The organism is Curtobacterium sp. MCBA15_016 (assembly GCF_001865105.1).
Lineage (GTDB): Bacteria > Actinomycetota > Actinomycetes > Actinomycetales > Microbacteriaceae > Curtobacterium.
The window spans coordinates 17,468-34,386 of record NZ_MJGR01000030.1; the positions used below are offsets into that span (position 1 = coordinate 17,468).

Annotated in this window: 15 protein-coding genes; 2 read left to right on the top strand and 13 right to left on the bottom strand. The window is 73.9% G+C overall.

Going from position 1 to position 16,919, the window contains the following annotated elements:
- Positions 1–30: 30 nt before the first annotated feature.
- The 13 genes from BIV03_RS12785 to BIV03_RS12845 all read right to left on the bottom strand — a co-directional run bounded on the left by BIV03_RS12785 (position 31) and on the right by BIV03_RS12845 (position 15,415).
- Complete coding sequence (locus tag BIV03_RS12785) at positions 31–1,167, bottom strand: LLM class flavin-dependent oxidoreductase (RefSeq protein WP_071295983.1); 1,137 nt, start codon at positions 1,165–1,167, stop codon at positions 31–33.
- On the bottom strand, positions 1,164–2,786 hold the full coding sequence (locus tag BIV03_RS12790) for an ABC transporter substrate-binding protein (protein ID WP_071295984.1): 1,623 nt from the start codon (positions 2,784–2,786) through the stop codon (positions 1,164–1,166). The genes BIV03_RS12785 and BIV03_RS12790 overlap by 4 nt, the downstream gene beginning before the upstream one ends.
- Positions 2,783–4,429, bottom strand: a complete 1,647-nt coding sequence (locus tag BIV03_RS12795; protein ID WP_071295985.1) for an ABC transporter ATP-binding protein — start codon at positions 4,427–4,429, stop codon at positions 2,783–2,785. The genes BIV03_RS12790 and BIV03_RS12795 overlap by 4 nt, the downstream gene beginning before the upstream one ends.
- On the bottom strand, positions 4,426–5,316 hold the full coding sequence (locus BIV03_RS12800) for an ABC transporter permease (RefSeq protein WP_071295986.1): 891 nt from the start codon (positions 5,314–5,316) through the stop codon (positions 4,426–4,428). Before BIV03_RS12800 ends, BIV03_RS12795 begins: the two co-directional genes overlap by 4 nt.
- Positions 5,313–6,362 (bottom strand): ABC transporter permease, encoded by a 1,050-nt coding sequence (locus BIV03_RS12805; protein ID WP_071295987.1) that lies wholly within the window; start codon positions 6,360–6,362, stop codon positions 5,313–5,315. The genes BIV03_RS12800 and BIV03_RS12805 overlap by 4 nt, the downstream gene beginning before the upstream one ends.
- On the bottom strand, positions 6,359–7,381 hold the full coding sequence (locus BIV03_RS12810; RefSeq protein ID WP_071295988.1) for an LLM class flavin-dependent oxidoreductase: 1,023 nt from the start codon (positions 7,379–7,381) through the stop codon (positions 6,359–6,361). The genes BIV03_RS12805 and BIV03_RS12810 overlap by 4 nt, the downstream gene beginning before the upstream one ends.
- On the bottom strand, positions 7,378–8,733 hold the full coding sequence (locus tag BIV03_RS12815) for an NtaA/DmoA family FMN-dependent monooxygenase (protein ID WP_071295989.1): 1,356 nt from the start codon (positions 8,731–8,733) through the stop codon (positions 7,378–7,380). The genes BIV03_RS12810 and BIV03_RS12815 overlap by 4 nt, the downstream gene beginning before the upstream one ends.
- Positions 8,730–9,920 (bottom strand): LLM class flavin-dependent oxidoreductase, encoded by a 1,191-nt coding sequence (locus BIV03_RS12820; protein WP_071295990.1) that lies wholly within the window; start codon positions 9,918–9,920, stop codon positions 8,730–8,732. Before BIV03_RS12820 ends, BIV03_RS12815 begins: the two co-directional genes overlap by 4 nt.
- Before the next feature lie 24 nt (positions 9,921–9,944).
- Entirely contained in the window at positions 9,945–10,322 is a 378-nt protein-coding gene (locus BIV03_RS12825; protein ID WP_070418756.1) for a carboxymuconolactone decarboxylase family protein, read from the bottom strand.
- Positions 10,323–10,445: 123 nt separating this feature from the next.
- On the bottom strand, positions 10,446–11,720 hold the full coding sequence (locus BIV03_RS12830; protein ID WP_071295991.1) for an LLM class flavin-dependent oxidoreductase: 1,275 nt from the start codon (positions 11,718–11,720) through the stop codon (positions 10,446–10,448).
- Entirely contained in the window at positions 11,717–12,484 is a 768-nt protein-coding gene (locus tag BIV03_RS12835; protein WP_071295992.1) for an LLM class flavin-dependent oxidoreductase, read from the bottom strand. Before BIV03_RS12835 ends, BIV03_RS12830 begins: the two co-directional genes overlap by 4 nt.
- A 141-nt stretch (positions 12,485–12,625) precedes the next feature.
- Positions 12,626–13,849 carry an acyl-CoA dehydrogenase family protein gene (locus BIV03_RS12840; RefSeq protein ID WP_071295993.1) on the bottom strand — a complete coding sequence of 408 codons (1,224 nt, stop codon included), beginning with the start codon at positions 13,847–13,849 and terminating at the stop codon, positions 12,626–12,628.
- 81 nt (positions 13,850–13,930) lie between these two features.
- Positions 13,931–15,415, bottom strand: coding sequence for a reverse transcriptase family protein (locus BIV03_RS12845; protein WP_083403417.1), 1,485 nt, complete (start codon positions 15,413–15,415; stop codon positions 13,931–13,933).
- Positions 15,416–15,512: 97 nt separating this feature from the next.
- Between BIV03_RS12845 and BIV03_RS12850 the strand changes: the two genes are divergently transcribed.
- Both BIV03_RS12850 and BIV03_RS12855 read left to right on the top strand, forming a co-directional pair.
- On the top strand, positions 15,513–16,229 hold the full coding sequence (locus tag BIV03_RS12850; protein WP_083295328.1) for an MgtC/SapB family protein: 717 nt from the start codon (positions 15,513–15,515) through the stop codon (positions 16,227–16,229).
- 4 nt (positions 16,230–16,233) lie between these two features.
- Entirely contained in the window at positions 16,234–16,794 is a 561-nt protein-coding gene (locus BIV03_RS12855; protein ID WP_071295996.1) for a histidine phosphatase family protein, read from the top strand.
- Positions 16,795–16,919: the final 125 nt, after the last annotated feature.

A 16,919-nucleotide genomic window follows, 5' to 3' on the forward strand; every position in this document is an offset into this window, starting at 1 on the left:
CGCGCCTCCCGTCCGTCGGCCGGCCACGTCTCAGACCGCGGCCGGCACCGCCTGCTCGGCACGCCGCGCCCACTCGGCCGCGAGCAGCTCGTAGGAGCGCACCCGCGCGTCGTGGTCGTGCGTGATCGTCGTGACGAGGAGCTCGTCCGCCCCGGTGGCACGCCGGAGCGTCTCGAGCTGGTCCGCGACCGTGCCCGCATCGCCGACGAACCGCGTGGCGATGCGGTCCGCGACCGATGCCGCCGCAGCGTCGTCCAACGGGTGCTCACGGGCCCACTCGGGCGTCGGGTACTCGATCGCCCCGACACCGGAGCGGATCGAGTGCACCCACTGGCCGTAGCCGAGGGCGAGTCCGGACGCCTCGTCGGTGTCACGGCCGACGACGACGTCCGCCGACACGATGACGTGCGGCGCGTCGAGCACACCGGGGCGGAACGCGTCGCGGTACGCCTCGACCGACGCCAGGACCGTGCCCGGCGACGTGTGGTAGTTCGCGCCGTAGGGCAGGCCGAGCGCGCCGGCGGCCCGTGCGCTCGCACCCCCGGTGGAGCCGTGGATCCAGAGTTCGACGGGGGTGCCGGCGGCGGGTGGCGCCTCGACGACCGCGCCGTCGTGCGACCAGGTCCCGTCGAACAGCGCCCGGATCAGGTCGAGTTCGCCCTCGAACCGGTCGACGTCGCCCGGCACCCGACCGAGCAGCTCGCCCTGCAGCGCGAACCGGCTGCGCGGGGCGATCCGGAAGTCGAACGGTGCCGGGATGAGCAGCCCCTCGACGACCTCGTCCCCGCGCGGGGCGAGCGACGGCGGCTTCGGGGCACCGGGTGCGGGGGCACCGGACCGGCCGAGACCGAGGTCGATCCGCGGCCCGTACAGCGCAGCGAGCGTGCCGAAGGTCTCGGCGATCTGCAGTCCGCGGACGTTGCCGACCAGCGTCGCCGCGCTGCCGACGCGGATCGTCGAGGTCGCGGCGGCCACGGCCCCGATCACGATGTTCGGAGCGCTGCCGGCGACACCCGGGTTGAGGTGGTGCTCGGCGAGCCAGTACCGGGCGTACCCGGCACGCTCGGCGTGCTGCGCGAGGTCGATCGTGCGGTGCAGCGCTTGCGCGGCGGTGGACCCGGCGCTGACCGGGACGAGGTCGAGGACCGACAGCGGGACGGCGGTCATGCTGCGTCCGTCCAGGCGCCGGTGAGCTGGTCGAGGCGGGTGTCCGCGCCGAACGCGATGCCGTGCACGTCCTTCGTGGTGGCGATGATGCTGGTGAGCTCGTGCACGGGGACGAAGTCCACCTGCGACGCGATCCGTTCCTGGATCGCCGCGAACGTGGCCGCACGCTCGGTGGCGGACGACTGCGAGAGCTCCTTCGTGAACAGGGCGTCGAGCGTGCCGTCGGCGGCGCCGATCGACTGGGCGCCGTCGCTCGAGAACTTCGAGCGGAGGACGTCGCCGTCGGCGCGGGAGCTGTTGTCCCACGCGAGGTCCCAGTCCCCGCTCGTGGTGTTGGCGAGGTACTGCGGGACGGTGCCACTCTCGAGGGTCAGGCCGACGCCGACCTTCCGCAGCTCCTGCTGGATGAGTTCGAGCGAGGTCTGGTTCGGTCCGAAGTTCGTGATCCAGATGAGCTTGAGCTGCAGCTTCCGGCCGTCCTTCGCGCGGATGCCGTCGGAGCCGGTCTTCCACCCGGCCTCGTCGAGCGCCTGCTCGGCCGCGGCCGGATCGTACGAGATCGCCGAGGAGGTGTCGGTGTACCCGGGGGTGGTCGAGCCGAGCACCGACGTCGCGACCTCGAACAGGTCGTTCAGCGACGTGTCCCGGACGGTCTTCGGGTCGACGGCCTGCGCGATCGCCCTGCGGACGGCGAGGTCGGACACGAGCGGGCGTTTCTGGTTGAACGTGAGCCCGAACACCTGCCCGGGGTTGGCGCGGGTCACGAGCTCGTACTGCGATTTGAGCGTGTCGACGTCGCTCGGCTGCACGCTGCTGATCGCGTCGAGCTGGCCGGACTGCAGGCTGCCGGTGCGGACGCTCGCCTCCGGGACGACCTGGAACGTCACCTTCGACAGGTGCGCCGCGCCGGTGTTCGACCGCGCGGCCGGGCCCCAGTCGTAGTCCTTGCGCTTCGTCAGGACGGTGGAGGTGTTCTTCGTGTACGACGACAGCGTGAACGGGCCCGTCCCGATGACGGCCGTGCCGTCGGCCCGGTCCTCGAACGGCGTCTCGGTGGTCTTCGGCGCGACGATGCCGAGCGCGACCGACGCGGTGGCGTTCGGGAACGCGGCGTTCGGCGTCGTGAAGTCGACCTCGACGGTGTCGTCGTCGACGACCTTCGTCTCCCGGTACCCCGAGAAGTACGCGGCGGCGGTGCTGGACGCCCCGGCCTTCGCGATGTCGTCGAACGTGTCCTTCACGGCGGTGGCGTCGAACGCCGACCCGTCGGAGAACGTCACACCGGAGCGCAGGTCGAACGTGAACGTGGTCGCGTCGGCGTTCGCCGAGTACTTCGTCGCCAGCCAGGGCTTCAGCGAACCGTCCGACGGGTCCTGCCAGAGCAGCGAGTCGACGAGCTGCCGGGTGATGGCGAGGGTGTCGTTGCCGGCGCCGGTCCCGGTCGGGTTGAGCGTGATCGGGTCGTTGGCGATCGCGTAGGTCAGCGAGCCGCCGTCGACGGGCTTCGACGAGGACGACGACGCGGTGCCGCCCGACGAGCAGCCGGCCATCACCAGGGCCGCCGCGGTGCCGGCCGCGATCGCGACCACCAGACGGATCGGGGTGCGGTGGATGGTCATGAGACTCCTTCGGAGGGGGTGAGGGGTGCGACACGCCGGGATCGACCGGGAATCGCGTCGAGCAGGGCACGGGTGTACTCGTGCTGCGGGTGGTGGAGGACCTCGGCGACAGCGCCGTGCTCGACCACGCGCCCGCCCCGGAGGACGGACACCTCGTGGGCGATGCGGCGGACGACGGCGAGGTCGTGCGAGATGAACAGGTACGAGACGCCGAGCGTCTCCTGCAGCGACGCGAGCAGGTCGAGGATCTGCGCCTGGACGGACACGTCGAGCGCCGAGACCGGTTCGTCCAGGACGACGAACGACGGGTCGAGCGCGAGCGCCCGGGCGATGGCGACGCGCTGCCGCTGGCCGCCCGACAGCTCCGACGGCCGTCGCCCCGCCGTCGATACCGGCAGGGCCACGAGGTCGAGCAGCTCCGCCGCACGGGCCGCACGCGATCGCCGGGTGCCGATCCCGAACGCCGCGAGCGGGTCGGCGATGATCGACCCGACCGACAGCCGCGGGTGCAGGGCCGCGTACGGGTTCTGCTGCACGATCTGCGCGCGGCGCCGGTACGCCCGCAGCGCCGCACCGCGGGCAGCGGTCACGTCGTCGCCGTCGAACCGGACGGTGCCCGCGTCGGCGCGCTCGAGACCGAGCACGAGGCGCGCCGTGGTCGACTTCCCGGACCCGGACTCCCCCACCAGCGCGAGGGTGCGGCCGCGCGGGACGGTCACGTCGACACCGTCGACGGCGGCCACGCGGGCGAAGGACTTCCGCAGGCCCGTCGCGACGACGAGCGGGTCGTCACTGCCGGACGGGAGGCGCGGGTCGGCCCCCACGGACACGGTCACGTCGTCGAGACTGGGCGCCGCGGCGATGAGCGCGCGGGTGTACGCCTCGCGGGGAGCGCCGAGCACCTCGGCGGGGGTGCCCTGCTCGACGATGCGTCCCTCGGACATCACGACGATCCGGTCTGCCCGGTCCGCGGCGACCCCGAGGTCGTGCGTGATGAAGAGGACGCTCGTCCCCCGCTCGGCGACGAGTCGGTCGAGGTGGTCGAGGATCGTCCGCTGCACGGTGACGTCGAGGGCGCTCGTGGGCTCGTCGGCGACGAGGAGCTCCGGGTCGCCGATCAGTGCGATGGCGATGAGCACCCGCTGCCGCATGCCGCCGGAGAGTTCGTGCGGGTACTGCTCCGCGCGCAGTTCCGGACGGTCGATCCCGGCGCGACGGAGCTCCTCCACGGCGCGCTGGCGGGCGTCGGCCCCGGTCGCGATCCCGTGGATCTCGAGCACCTCGGCGACCTGCCGACCGATGCGCGTGACGGGGTTGAGCGAGACGGTCGGGTCCTGCGGCACGAAGCCGATGCGGACGCCGCGGACACGACGGACCTCGGCGTCGGACGCGGTGACCAGGTCGAGGTCCGCGGAACCGGCGGCGGTCCCGGAGAGCCGCACCGTGCCTCCCGTCAGCTCGGCCGCTGCGGGCAGGAGCCGCAGGACCGCGTGCGCCGTCGTCGACTTGCCCGAACCGGACTCGCCGACGATGGCGACGCGCTCGCCGCGACCGACGTCGAGGGAGACGCCGTGCAGCGCCGTGCGAGCGTGCCGGCCGTGGCCGTACGCGACCGTGAGGTCGCGGATGCTGAGGAGGCTCATCGGACGGCCCGCCGTTCGGTGTCGAGTGCCCGGGCGACGCGGTTGCCGGCGAGCACCGTGACCGCGATGACGAGACCGGGGATGGTCGTCAGCCACCACGAGGTGGCGATGAAGTCGCGGCCGGTCGAGACGAGCGAGCCCCACTCCGGTGCCGGCGGCTGGGCGCCGTAGCCGAGGAAGCTCAGGCTGGAGACGGCGAGGATCGCGGTGCCGAACTCGAGCGCGGCGAGGACGAGCACCGGGCCGGCCGCGTTCGGCAGCACGTGCACGAGCAGCACCCGCCACCAGCGGTTCCCGTTCGCCGTGGCCGCCTCGACGTACGGGGCGGTGCGGACCCGGACGACCTCGGAGCGCATGATCCGGGCGATGGTGGCGATGCTCGCGACGCCGACCGCCACCGCGACGTTCACGGTGCCGAAGCCCAGGACGGTCACGATCGTCAGCGACAGCAGCAGGCTCGGGATGGCGAGCAGGACGTCCGCAACGCGCATGAGCACGGTGTCGACCACCCCGCCGACGAACCCGGCGAGGAGCCCGACCACCGAGCCGCCGACGAGCCCGATGAGGATCGCGAGGATCGCCGCCTGCAGGGTGAGCGCCGTGCCGTGCACGACGCGGGCGTAGAGGTCGCGGCCGAGCTGGTCGGTGCCGAACCAGTGTGCGGCGTCGGGCGCGGTGAGCTTCACGGCGGGTTCCGCGGCGAGCGGGTCGAGGTGGGTCAAGGCGCCGGGGAGCAGCGCGGCGAGGACGACCAGGGCGAGCCAGAGCACGGCGAGCGTGAGGGTCGGCCGGGCGACGACGCCTCGGAGTGCGGTCGCGCCGCCGGGGACGCGGTCGGAGACGAGCGTCGCGGGACGGCCGATCGCGAGCCGCGTGGTCTCGGTCATGCGGGGACTCCCTGGGGTGTCGGGGCGGCGGGGGCCGTGGTGGCGCCGGGACCCGCCGCGTCGCCCGTGCCGCCGCCCGGTGTCGGACCGTCCTGCTCCCGGAGCTTCCGGCGGCTCCCGGCCAGGACGACACGCGGGTCGAGGAGTGGGTACACGAGGTCGACGACGAGGTTCGCGACGACGAAGATCGCCGCGGCGACGAGCACGATGCCCTGGACCACGGGGATGTCCTGCCCCTGCACGGCGGAGGCGGTGACGCGGCCGAGGCCCGGGCGGGAGAACACCGTCTCGGTGACGACGGTGCCGGAGAACAGCTGTCCGACGATGAGGCCGGTCACGGTGAGGGCCGGCAGCGCGGCGTTCTTCAGCGCGTGCCGGAGCTGCACCCGCCAGCGTCCGGCGCCCTTGGCGTACGCGGTGTCGACGTACGGCTCACGGAGCGTCGCGACCAGGGACTTCGACAGCAGCTGGGCGATCGTCGCGCCGGTCGGCAGCGCCAGGGTGATCGCGGGGAGGACGACCGACGACGGTCCCTCGCCGCCGAACGCCGGGAACACGTGCAGGCCGAACGAGAACCACTGCACGAGCAGCAGGGCGAACCAGAAGCCCGGGACGGCGACACCGACCGGCGGCAGCTGCAGCAGGAACTGCCCGAGGGCGCGGTTCCGGGTCCACGTGGCGAGGACCGCGAGCCCGCCGCCGAACACGATCGCGAGCAGCAGGCCGACGACGGCGATCTGCGCGGTGGGACCGACGGCCTCGCCGATGACCTCGGTGACGGGTCGTCCGACGCCGATCGAGCGGCCGAGGTCGCCCGTGAGCAGCGAACCGAGGTGTTGGAAGTACTGCACGAGCACGGGCTGGTCGAGTCCGTACTGGTGACGGAGGGCGTCGAGCTGCGCCTGCGTCACGTCGGTGGCGTCCGGACCGAGCATGATCCGGGCGGGGTCGCTCGGCAGGACGTAGAGGACGAAGAAGGAGATCGTCCACGCCGCCCAGAGCACGAGCACCGCTTGCCCGATGCGCGAGAGCACGTACCGGGTCACGCCGTCACCACCGTCCGCGCTGGTGCCCAGCCGAGGGCCGGCGCGACCCTCGACACGACGTCCGAGACGATCTGCTCGTACTCGTCGCCGGCGAACTCGTACGGCAGCTCGATGCGGAACTCGTCGACCTCGGCGAGCGTGGCGTCCCGGACGAGCTGCTCGACGATCTGCTCGGCCGATCCCACGAGGTCCGCCGAGAACAGGGTGCGCCGGGGACCCTGCGGTGCCCTCTGCCGGTCGAGACGCGACTCGTACCAGGTCCGGTAGCGCTCACGCGAGACGCGGTCGGCCGAGTCGGTCGGGACGACGCATCGTCCCCAGGCGACGCGGGGTGTCCGGCCGGACGGCAGCGCGGCGCGGTAGGCGGCGAGCTGGTTCCGCTGGGCGGTGCCGTAGTCGTCCGTGCCCTCGCCCGAGGTGAGGTTGCCGATGAGCAGGTTGAGCCCGGCGCTGCCCGCGAAGGCGGCCGACCGGAGGGATCCCCCGCCGTACCAGACCCGGTCGACGAGCCCCGGTGCGTACGGCTGCAGCCGCGGGCGCTGGACGTTGCCCGGGCTCTGGATGACGGTGTCGTCCCCGCCGAGGAAGTCCCCGCGCAGGTTGTCGACGAAGCGGGTGACCCGTCCGTAGCCGCGGTCGAAGGAGCGCCAGTCGCCGTCGAACACCAGGTCGCCGAGGATGTCCTCGTGCGGGGCGCTCGTCGACAGCCCGACCTGGACCCGCCCGTGCGACAGGACGTCGGCGAGCGAGAAGTCCTCGGCGAGGCGGAACGGGCTCTCCCACCCGATCGGCACGACGGCGACCCCGAGCTCGATCGCGCTCGTGCGCTGCGAGGCCGCGGCGAGGAACACCGCCGCCGACCCGATGCCGTGCTCGAGGTGACGGTGCCGGACCCAGGCGCCGTCGACGCCGAGCCGCTCCGCCGTGACGAAGAGGTCGAGCGTGGCCTCGAGGCCGTCGACGGGTGCGTCGTCCGCGAAGTTCCCCGGCACGAGGATCGACAGGCTGCGCACCGTCACGCGAGCACCCCCCGGCGGTCCCGGATGGTCCCGGGCAGACCGAGCGTCTCGCGGAGCGTCGCGCCCTCGGTGTAGGACTCCCGGTAGACGCCGCGCTCCTGCAGCAGCGGGACGACCGTGTCGACGAACTCGTCGAGGCCGTACGGGTTGGTGTGCGGGACCACGACGAAGCCGTCCGTCGCTCGTTCCTGGACGTAGCGGTCGATCTCGGCGGCGATGTGGGACGGCGTCCCGACGAACCCGCCACGCGTCGACACCGCGATGACGAGCTCGCGGATGGACAGGTGCTCGGCCTCGGCGCGGTCGCGCCATGACCGCACGAGCGCCGGCACGTCGCGGGTGTGCCGTGCGCGGCCGCGGGTGATCGCGGCGCCCTCGAGGTCCGGCTCGACGTCGGGCAGCGGGCCGTCCACGTCGTACCCGGACAGGTCGCGGTTCCACACCTGCTCGAGGAACGCGATCGCCGTGGCCGGGCTGACCTGGGCACGCTGGATCGCTCGGGCCCGCTCGGCGGCGTCCGCGGCCGTGTCTCCGAGGACGAAGGTCGACGCGGGCAGGATGTGCAGCTCGTCCTTCGAGCGGCCGACGCGCTCGAGGCGCGCCGTGACGTCGTCGTAGTAGGACCTCGCGTCGTCGAACTCGGTGTGCAGCGAGAAGATCACCTCGGCGTGCGCCGCGGCGAGGTCGCGCCCCTCGTCGGAGTCGCCGGCCTGCACGACCACCGGGTGCCCCTGCGGGCTCCGGGGCACCGGGAACGTCCCGGTCACGTCGAACTGCGGCCCGTGGTGGTCGACGTCGCGGATCCGGGAGCGGTCGGCGAACACGGCCGAGGCCACGACGGCGTCGGACTCCCACGAGTCCCAGAGCTCGCGGGACAGCTCGATGAACTCCGCCGCCCGCGTGTACCGGTCGGCGTGGTCCAGGAACCCGCCACGACGGAAGTTCGCGCCGTGGAACGCGTCCGAGCTGGTCACGACGTTCCAGCCGGCGCGTCCGTCGGTGAGGTGGTCGAGCGTCGCGAGCTGCTTCGCGAGTTCGAGCGGCTCGTTGAACGTGGTCTGCAGCGTGCCGACGAGCCCGATGTGCTCGGTGACCCCGGCGAGGGCGGCGAGGACCGCGAGCGTGTTCGGGCGCCCGACGACGTCGAGGTCGTGGATGCGCCCCTTCTGCTCGCGGAGCCGCAGGCCCTCGGCGAGGAACAGGTAGTCGAACAGCCCGCGCTCGGCGTTCCGGGCGAAGTGCTCGAACGACGAGAACGCGATCTGGCTCTCGGCCCGGTCGTCGCTCCAGATCGTGGTGTTGTTGACGCCCGGGAAGTGGGCGGCGAGGTGGACCTGACGCTTGGCGCTCATGCTGAGACCTCCACGGGGGCGGATGCGGACGCGTACCGGCTGACCGCCGGGGCGATGCCGAGCCGCGTGCGCAGGTCGGCGGTGGGACGCGAGGCCACGTCGGCTCGGAGGCCGGCCGTGACGAGCGCGGGGACGAGCTCGCGGGCGATCGCCGTGGAGTCGAGCGGGATGCGCAGCGGGCGGAGCCGGACACCGGCGAACCCGAGGTCCCGCAGGTCCCCGATGAGTGTCACGAGCTCGGGCACGGTCGTCGCCAGCACGGACGTGTCGGACGTCGACGCGTACGGGGCACCGGCAGCCGTGTCGAGCGAGGCCAGCGCGTCGGCGGCGGCGGCCGACGACGACCCGATGAGCACCGCGAGGTCGGCGAGGACCGGACGACGGACGTCCGAGCCGGCCACCTGCTCGAGGTGACGGATCTCCGACAGCAGGTCCCGCGCCTCCCGTCCGTCGTACCCGGGCGTGACCAGCACGACGTCCGCAGCGTCCACCGCGAACGCGGCCGCGTCGGCGCGGTGCGCCAGCGAGAAGACCGGCGGACGGCCCTGCGGCGACCGCGGCACGATCGACGCGCCGTGGACCGAGACGAAGGACCCCGCGAACGCGGCGTTGTGGATGCGGTCGCGGTCGATGAACCGGCCGGTGGTCACGTCGCGGATGATCGCGTCGTCGTCCCAGCTGTCCCAGAGTCGCGACACGACCTCGGCGACCTCGCGCGCCTCGTCGAAGAGGACGGACGCCTCGTCGCCGCCGGGACGGCGCCCGAAGAGCGCTGCCTCGCGGGCCGTCGGGCTCACCTGGATCCGCCACCCGGCTCGCCCCTGCGAGACGTGGTCGAGGGTCTGGAGGCCCGTGGCGACGTGGAACGGTTCGGTGTGCGTCACCGAGACGGTCGGTACCAGACCGAGCGCGCGGGTCGCGGGGGCGACCGCGTTCGCGACGAGGAGGGCGTCGAGGCGGCCGACGACCGTGCTCGTGTCGAGGTCGCCCGCCGCGTCCACCGGACCGGCGGTGAAGGAGTCCTCGATCGTGACGGCGTCGACGCCGAGGCGGTCCTGCTCCACGACGACGTCGCGCCAGTGCCGGAGGCTGGTGAGGCGCTGCGCCGCGGGGCCGGCGGTGCGCCAGGCGGCGGGGTGCCAGCCGGCGCCCTGCAGGGCGGTGACGAGGGTGATGCGGTCGGGCATGGGGTGCGCTTCCGTCGGGTGTGGTCAGTGCTGGTGCGACGCGGAGGTCGCGGAGTCGGAGGGAGCCGCGGCGTCGGCACCGAACTTGAAGCCGAGGCGGCCGTGGGCGAAGCCGCCGCCGGCGCGGATGGCCGTGGCGACCCAGGCGGCCTCGGCGAGCTCGGCCTCGTTCGCGCCGGCCGTGACCGCGCGCTGGCTGTGCCCGTCGATGCAGTAGACGCACTGCGTGGTGATGCCGACCGCCAGTGCGATGAGCTCCCGGTACTTCAGCGGGATCTCGCGACCCTCGGCCCGGAACACCGACTCGTCGAACTGCACGAAGGCCGAGAGGATGTCCGGGGTCTGCTGCTTGTAGACCTTCGTGAAGGTCTTGTCGTGCTCGCGGTCGAGGTAGTCGGTCATGGTGGCGACGCTATGACCGACCGGGCCCGGGCACGACGGGTGTTGCGGAGCGTGACCGGGCGTTGCCCCGTGTGACGCGGCGGGCCTGGTCGCCACGTCACACGGCGTCACGCGGAGCGCGCCCTACAGCCCGCGCGCCCGCGCACCGAGCCGCCCGCGCAACGTGACGTCCTCGTACTCGCGGTGGAACACACCGCGCCGCTGCAGGATCGGGACGAGCTCGTCGACCACGGTCTCGAGGCCGCGCGGGAACTCGTCGATCATGAGGTTGAAGCCGTCGGCGGCCCCGGTCCGGTACCACTCCTCGATGGTGTCGGCGGCCTGCTCCGGGGTGCCGACGACGATCCGGGCGCCGTACCCGCCGAAGCCGCGCAGGACCTCCCGGAGGGACGTGTTGTGCGCGCGGACCCAGCGCACGACGGTCTCGTGGTAGCCGAGCGAGGGGCCGTAGGTGACGGGGTCCACCTCGCGGTCGAGGATCGCCGCGGGGACCGGCGCGTCCGGGTCGAGGTCGGTGAGGTCGGCGTCGAGGTGCGTCCCGAGCGCCCGCAGCGAGTAGCCGTCCGGGGCGAGGGCCTCGAGCTCGTCGAACCGCCGCTGCGCCTCGGCCTCGGTGCTGCCGAGCACGAGTGACAGCCCCGGGACGATCGCCACGTCCGCCGCCCGCCGGCCGTACGTCCGGGCCGCCTGCTTGACGGCGCGGTAGTGCTCCCGGGCGGGCTCGGGTGTCAGCTCGACGGCGAACACGCCCTCGGCGACGCGTGCGGCGAGGTCTCGTCCGTGCGGCGATCCCCCGGCCTGGAACACCACCGGGTGTCCCTGCGCCGACGGCGGGACGGTGATCGCTCCCGCGAACTCGGTGAACTCGCCGTGGTGGTCGACGGGCACCCCGGTGGCGGCGGACCGCCAGAGCGCCTGCACGAGGTCGACGACCTCGCCGGCACGGGCGTACCGCTCGGGTCGCTCCGGGTTCGTCGCGACGCCGAAGTTCGCCGACACCGACCGGTCGTAGGTCGTCACGGCGTTCCACGCCACGCGGCCGCCGGAGACCGTGTCGAGGGACAGGAGCCGCTCGGCGAGGTCGACCGGGTCGTTGTAGGTCGTCGACGCCGTCCCGACGAGTCCGAGGTGCGTGGTCGCATCGGCGATCGCCCCGAGCGCCACGAACGGCTCGAGCAGCCCGTAGGCGCGGACGTTGGGGTCGCCGAGCGCGGGGTGGTCCGCGAAGAACACCATGTCCAGCAGCCCGCGTTCGGCGATCCGGCCGAGGTCCTCCCAGAACCCGGCGGTGAGCAGGTCGGTCGGCTCGACGTCCTGGGTCCGCCAGGCCGCCGGTCGCTGGCCGAAGCCCTGCAGGTTGACGCCGAGGACGAGCCCGGCGTCGGTGTCGGCGCTCATGCGCCGACCGGCGCGGGGACCGGTAGACCGAGCAGGTCACGCAGCGTCCGCCGGTGGGCACCGGGGCCGGTCGGGGTCCGGGAGGCGCGGCTCGGCCCCGACGCACCAATCCCGCCCGGCAACGGGACGAGCGGGCGCGCGGCCCCGCCGAGCACCAGGTCGGCACCCTCGTGTGCGACGTCGTGCCAGACCGCGAGGACGGGTTCGCCCTGCCGGCTCGACGGCGTCGTCAACGGCCCCCGGACCCGGTACCCGTCCGGCCCGCCGTCGTGGTCGAGCGGGAGGATCCGGGTCGTGTCGGCGAACCGGCCGGCTGCGCGGTCGCCGACGATGCTGTCGAGCGGCCACGTCCGCCAGAGACCGCGCACCACCTCGGCGAACTCGGCCGGGTCGTGCTGCTCCCCCGTCGCCGGGAGGCCGTGGTCCCGCGCTCCGACGACGAGTCCGACCCGGGCGTCCAGGACGTGGTCGAGGGACAGCACCCGGCGGGCGACGTTGTACGGGTGCTCCCGGGTCGGGGCCGCGGCGACGAGCAGCCCGTGCGTGGGCAGTGCGCGGCCGAGGGCGAGCGCCGCGGTGGTCGGGTCGAGCCGGTGGCCACGACCGCGTTCGGCGTCGAAGCGGTCGGTGCCGATCGCGACGACCGCGGCGCCCGAGGCCCGGATCCGGTCGGCGACGCGGGCGATCCCACCGGGTCGGGCGACGGCGGCGGCGAGGTCGCCGTCCGGCACGGCGACGATGGTCGGTGCGGGTGTCTCGGTCACGGTGGTCCCTCCGTACGCGTGCAGAGCGGCCCGCCACCGTCGCCTCCCCAGCGTCCGTGGCGGGCCGTTGCCGACGACCGTACGGGGCAGCACGGCCCCGGCGGGTGCAGGTGTCGTCCGGTTGCGCCTCGTGACGGCGGGTTACACGCGGTCGAGCGGGCTGGCGCCGTTCACGAGCAGGTCCCCGACGATGCGCCGCTTGTGCACGCGCGGGTTGTGCGACGCCAGGGTCCGGGCGTTCCGCCAGTGCCGGTCGAGTCCCAGGGAGCGGAACGTGCCGCTCGACCCGAGGGCGTCGAACACGAGCGTCGTCGCGTCGAGCACGGCGTCGGTGACCACCGTCTGCGCCTGGGCGACCGCGATCCAGCTCCGCTCGAGCGCGTCGCGCAGCACCGGGTCCGTCGAGGGGTCCGCCCCGGCCGCCCGGAGTCCGGTGTGGCGGTCGACGGCGGCGTCCACCGGTCCGAGGCTCGCGGTGAACGCGGCGTCGGCGGCGTAGACCCGGGCCGCGACGGTGCCGATCGTGCTGAGCAGCTCGGGGTCGGCGGTCGGGTCCGTGGTCGTGCCGTTGTGGTGCCCGCGCTGCCGGGAGCGCAGCGCCTCGATCCCCTCGCGGAGGGCCGCACGCCCGATGCCGACGAGGATCGCGTGCATCACCGTCTGGTAGTACTGCTCCTGGTACGGGTAGCGCGTCGCGTACGGCAGGACCCGCTCGTCGGGCACGTGCACGTCGGTGTACGTCACGCTCCCGCTGCCGGTGATCCGCTGGCCGAACCCGTCCCAGTCGTCGCCGATCCGCACGCCCGGATCGCGGGCGTCCACGAGCGCGACGAACCGTGCTCCGGCGTCGTCGAGCGCCAGCACCGTGATCCACCGGGCGTAGATACTCCCCGTCGAGTAGAACTTCCGGCCGGTGACGCGCCAGCCGCCGTCCGGGTCCGGGGTGAGCCGCGTGCTGATGTCCGCTCCGGCCGGGTTCGGCGTCTCGCTCCACCCACCGCCGACGAACTCCCCACCGCCGAGGCGTTCGACGATCGCCCGGTCGGAGGCGCTCCCCTCGGCGTGCACCCGGTCCTCGATGAACGAGAAGTGGTTCCGCCACACATGCGCGAGGTTCGGGTCGACCTCGGCGATCTCGGCGACCGCCCGGAACACGTCCGACAGCCGTGCCCCGACCCCGCCCCACGCGACCGGGGTGCGCCAGCGCGCGAACCCGGCGTCGACGAGCCAGCCGAGCTGGTCGGTGGCGAGCCGTTCCTCGCGTTCCCGCTGCCGGGCGTCGAGGGCGATCCGCTCGATCACCGGTCGCAGCGGCGCGATCAGTTCCTCGTAGCGGGCGTCGGCCGGGATCTCACTCGGGCACATGGCGGCACGCTACCGGCGGTCGGGCGTCGTACCCGTGCCCGCTGCAACCCGGCGTCACACCCGCACGGGGACGGCCCGGGATCACCACGTGATGCGGGCGAACTCCTCGTGCAGGCGCCGTGCGCGTCCGGGGTGGACCTGCTCGACCCAGCCGATCCGCCCGAGCAGGTGCGCCCGGAAGTCGGGGTGCCCAGCACGGTTCTGCGATGCCGGTCCGTGCTCGGCGGCGTTGTGCAGGATCGCGTGCAGCCGGTCGACCTCGCGTCGACCGGGCGACGTCCGGTCGTTGACGACGACCCCGGTGACCGACTGCCGCGTGCCCCGTCGCCGCACCCGGGTCTTCGACGGGTTCAACCGGAGTCCCTGCTCCGTGACGATCCGGTCGACCCCGCGGAGGAACGCGTCCGGTCGGGCCGCCAGCCGCTCGTCGCCGCTGAACGTCAGGTCGTCGGCGTACCGCGTGTAGACCGCGCCGACCGAGGCCGCCCACCCCGCGAGCCGCGCGTCCAGGTGCCGGAGTGCGGTGTTCGCCAGCGCCGGTGACGTCGGGGCGCCCTGCGGCAGGTGGGCTTCGCGGAGCATCGCGCGCAGCGCCTGCCGTTCCTCGGGGCTGCCGCCGTCCGGCATCGCGTTGAGGACGTGCACCGGCACCCGGTGCGTGCACACCCCGGTGAGGACGTGTGCGAGCGGCTCCGCGAAGCCCGCCGCGCGGAAGACCCCGTACACGGTGGGCGCGGTGACGCTCGCGAAGAAGGACGTCAGGTCGGCCGTGACGACGATCTGCCGCCCGGTGTGCGCCGCGGCTCCGGTCACGACGCTCCGACCGCCGACGAAGCCGTGCGCCGCGTCGTGCACCGGCAGCGCGGTGAGGAGCTCGTCGAGGATCGTCCGCTGCGTCCGGCGGAGCATGTCCATCGGCTTCTCGAGCAGCCGCGGCGTGCGTCCGGGTCGACGGATCCACTCGCAGCGGTGGTGGTGGAGCGGGCTCGACGGCCCCGGTCGCCGGTTCCACGAGCGGGTGTCCGCGAGCCAGAGCAGCCGCCCGACGGTGAGGTCGAGCTCGCGCGCGAGCTCGGGCAGCGTGTCGACGAGCAGTCGGCTCGCGGTCTCCGGACGCGCCCGGACCGCGGTCGCCCGGCGCGCGACGACCCGGACCGGTCGGCGCGCCTCGCGTGCGCGGTGCAGCTCGGCGAGGCGCGGCGACGCCTCGAGCACCGCCGCGAGCTGTCGCGGTGCGTCGACCGGTGGTCGCGGGTGTGCCGCGAGGGCCGCCGCGACCGCGAGCCCGACGTAGGCACGCTCGACGCCGACCACCGCCCAGCCGGCGGCGGTCAGGTCGTCCGGTCCCCAGTGCTCCGCGGTCAGGAACGCGTCGGCGAGGGCACCGGCGACGACGGTCAGGGGCGTGGGGTTCCCGGGGGACCCGTCGGTGCCTCCGTGCGGCGTCGCGCGCGGAGCGCGCCGTCCCGCTCGGGGCGTGTCGTCCTGCTGGTCCTGCGTGCCCCGGGGTGACCCCGGAGAGGTCGACGCGTCACGCGCGTCGGCCGCCTCCCCCGGGAACTCCACGCGCTCACCCTACGGCGACCCGCTGACGGACGGGAGGCGCGGGTCGGGCCCGCACCGCGCCTCCCGTCCGCCGGGTGCCGGCGTATCGTCGGTCGGCGTGACGATCCAACAGCTCACGGAGCCCCTCGCCGGACAGGGGTGGGTCCAGATCGGCGAGGTCCTGCTCGCGTTCGCCCTCGCGTCGCTCATCGGCCTCGAGCGGCAGCTCCGGTCGAAGAGCGCCGGCATCCGCACGCAGGCGATCGTCGGGACCGCGTCGGCCCTCATGCTGCTCGTGAGCAAGTACGGGTTCAGCGACGTCCTCGTGCCGGACCACGTCGTGCTCGACCCCTCGCGCGTCGCGGCGCAGATCGTCTCCGGGGTCGGGTTCCTCGGCGCCGGGCTGATCCTCACCCGACGCGGAGCCGTCCGGGGCCTCACCACGGCCGCCGCGGTGTGGGAGACCGCGGCGATCGGCATGGCCGCCGGTGCTGGCCTCTGGCTGCTCGCACTCGTCGTCACGGCCCTGCACTTCGTCGTCGTGTTCGGCTACACCGCGATCGTCCGGGCGCTGTCCCGCTCCGCCGAGCAGTCGATGACGCTCGACGTGGTCTACGACGCCGGCCGCGGGGTGCTGCCGGACGTGCTCGCCCTCGCGACGGCCGGCGGGTGGCGGGTCGCCCGGCTCGTGCGGCAGGACACCGACCGGGTCGACGCCACCGCGGTCCGGATCGACGTCGCCGGCCGTGCCGAGGGGTCCCTGCTCATCGCCCGGATCGGCGAGGTCGACGGTGTGCGCGTCGTCGACCCGTCGGCCGCCGACGACCTGGAGTGACGCCGTGCCCTCGTTCTTCCTGACCCACGCCGAGGTGGTCGTCGACCCCGCGCGGCCGATCGAGTCGTGGGGGCTCTCCCCCGACGGGCGTGCCCGCGCTGCCGGAGCCGCGGCCGTCGCCTGGGGCCCCGGGGTCCAGCGGATCGTGTCGAGCACCGAGCAGAAAGCGGTCGACACGGCGGCGATCGTCGCGGAGGCGGTGGGGCTCGTGCACTCGACGGACCCCGCGCTCGGCGAGATCGACCGGAGCGCGACGGGCTACCTGCCGCCCGCGGAGTTCGACGGGGTCGTCGACGCGTTCTTCGCCACGCCGGAGGACTCGGTGCGCGGGTGGGAGCGCGCCGTCGACGCCCGGGACCGCATCGTCCGTGCCGTGCGGGCGCTGACCGACGCCGGCGACGTCACGATCGTGTCGCACGGTGCGGTCGGGGCACTGCTGCTCGCCGACCTGCGGGGCGTGCCGGTCACCCGTGCGCTCGACCAGCCGGGGATGGGCAGCGTGTTCTCGTTCGACCCGGGCGCGTGGCGGGCGACGAGTGGTTGGGCCCGCGTCGAGGTGCCCTGAGCCGGGCGTCGCCCGCGGGTGCGTGTGCATGCTGCGACATCGCACCCGTCGATCACCTGGTGGAGTGTCGGACGATGCCCGCGCATCCGATGCACGTGCATGGTGCGACGTTCCGCGCGTCGATC

Coding starts and splice junctions, on each gene's coding strand:
- BIV03_RS12825 (WP_070418756.1), bottom strand. CDS start 10,322: ATGACCGACTACCTCGACCGCGAGCACGACAAGACCTTCACGAAGGTC.
- BIV03_RS12790 (WP_071295984.1), bottom strand. CDS start 2,786: ATGACCATCCACCGCACCCCGATCCGTCTGGTGGTCGCGATCGCGGCC.
- BIV03_RS12795 (WP_071295985.1), bottom strand. CDS start 4,429: ATGAGCCTCCTCAGCATCCGCGACCTCACGGTCGCGTACGGCCACGGC.
- BIV03_RS12815 (WP_071295989.1), bottom strand. CDS start 8,733: ATGAGCGCCAAGCGTCAGGTCCACCTCGCCGCCCACTTCCCGGGCGTC.
- BIV03_RS12785 (WP_071295983.1), bottom strand. CDS start 1,167: ATGACCGCCGTCCCGCTGTCGGTCCTCGACCTCGTCCCGGTCAGCGCC.
- BIV03_RS12820 (WP_071295990.1), bottom strand. CDS start 9,920: ATGCCCGACCGCATCACCCTCGTCACCGCCCTGCAGGGCGCCGGCTGG.
- BIV03_RS12800 (WP_071295986.1), bottom strand. CDS start 5,316: ATGACCGAGACCACGCGGCTCGCGATCGGCCGTCCCGCGACGCTCGTC.
- BIV03_RS12840 (WP_071295993.1), bottom strand. CDS start 13,849: ATGTGCCCGAGTGAGATCCCGGCCGACGCCCGCTACGAGGAACTGATC.
- BIV03_RS12830 (WP_071295991.1), bottom strand. CDS start 11,720: ATGAGCGCCGACACCGACGCCGGGCTCGTCCTCGGCGTCAACCTGCAG.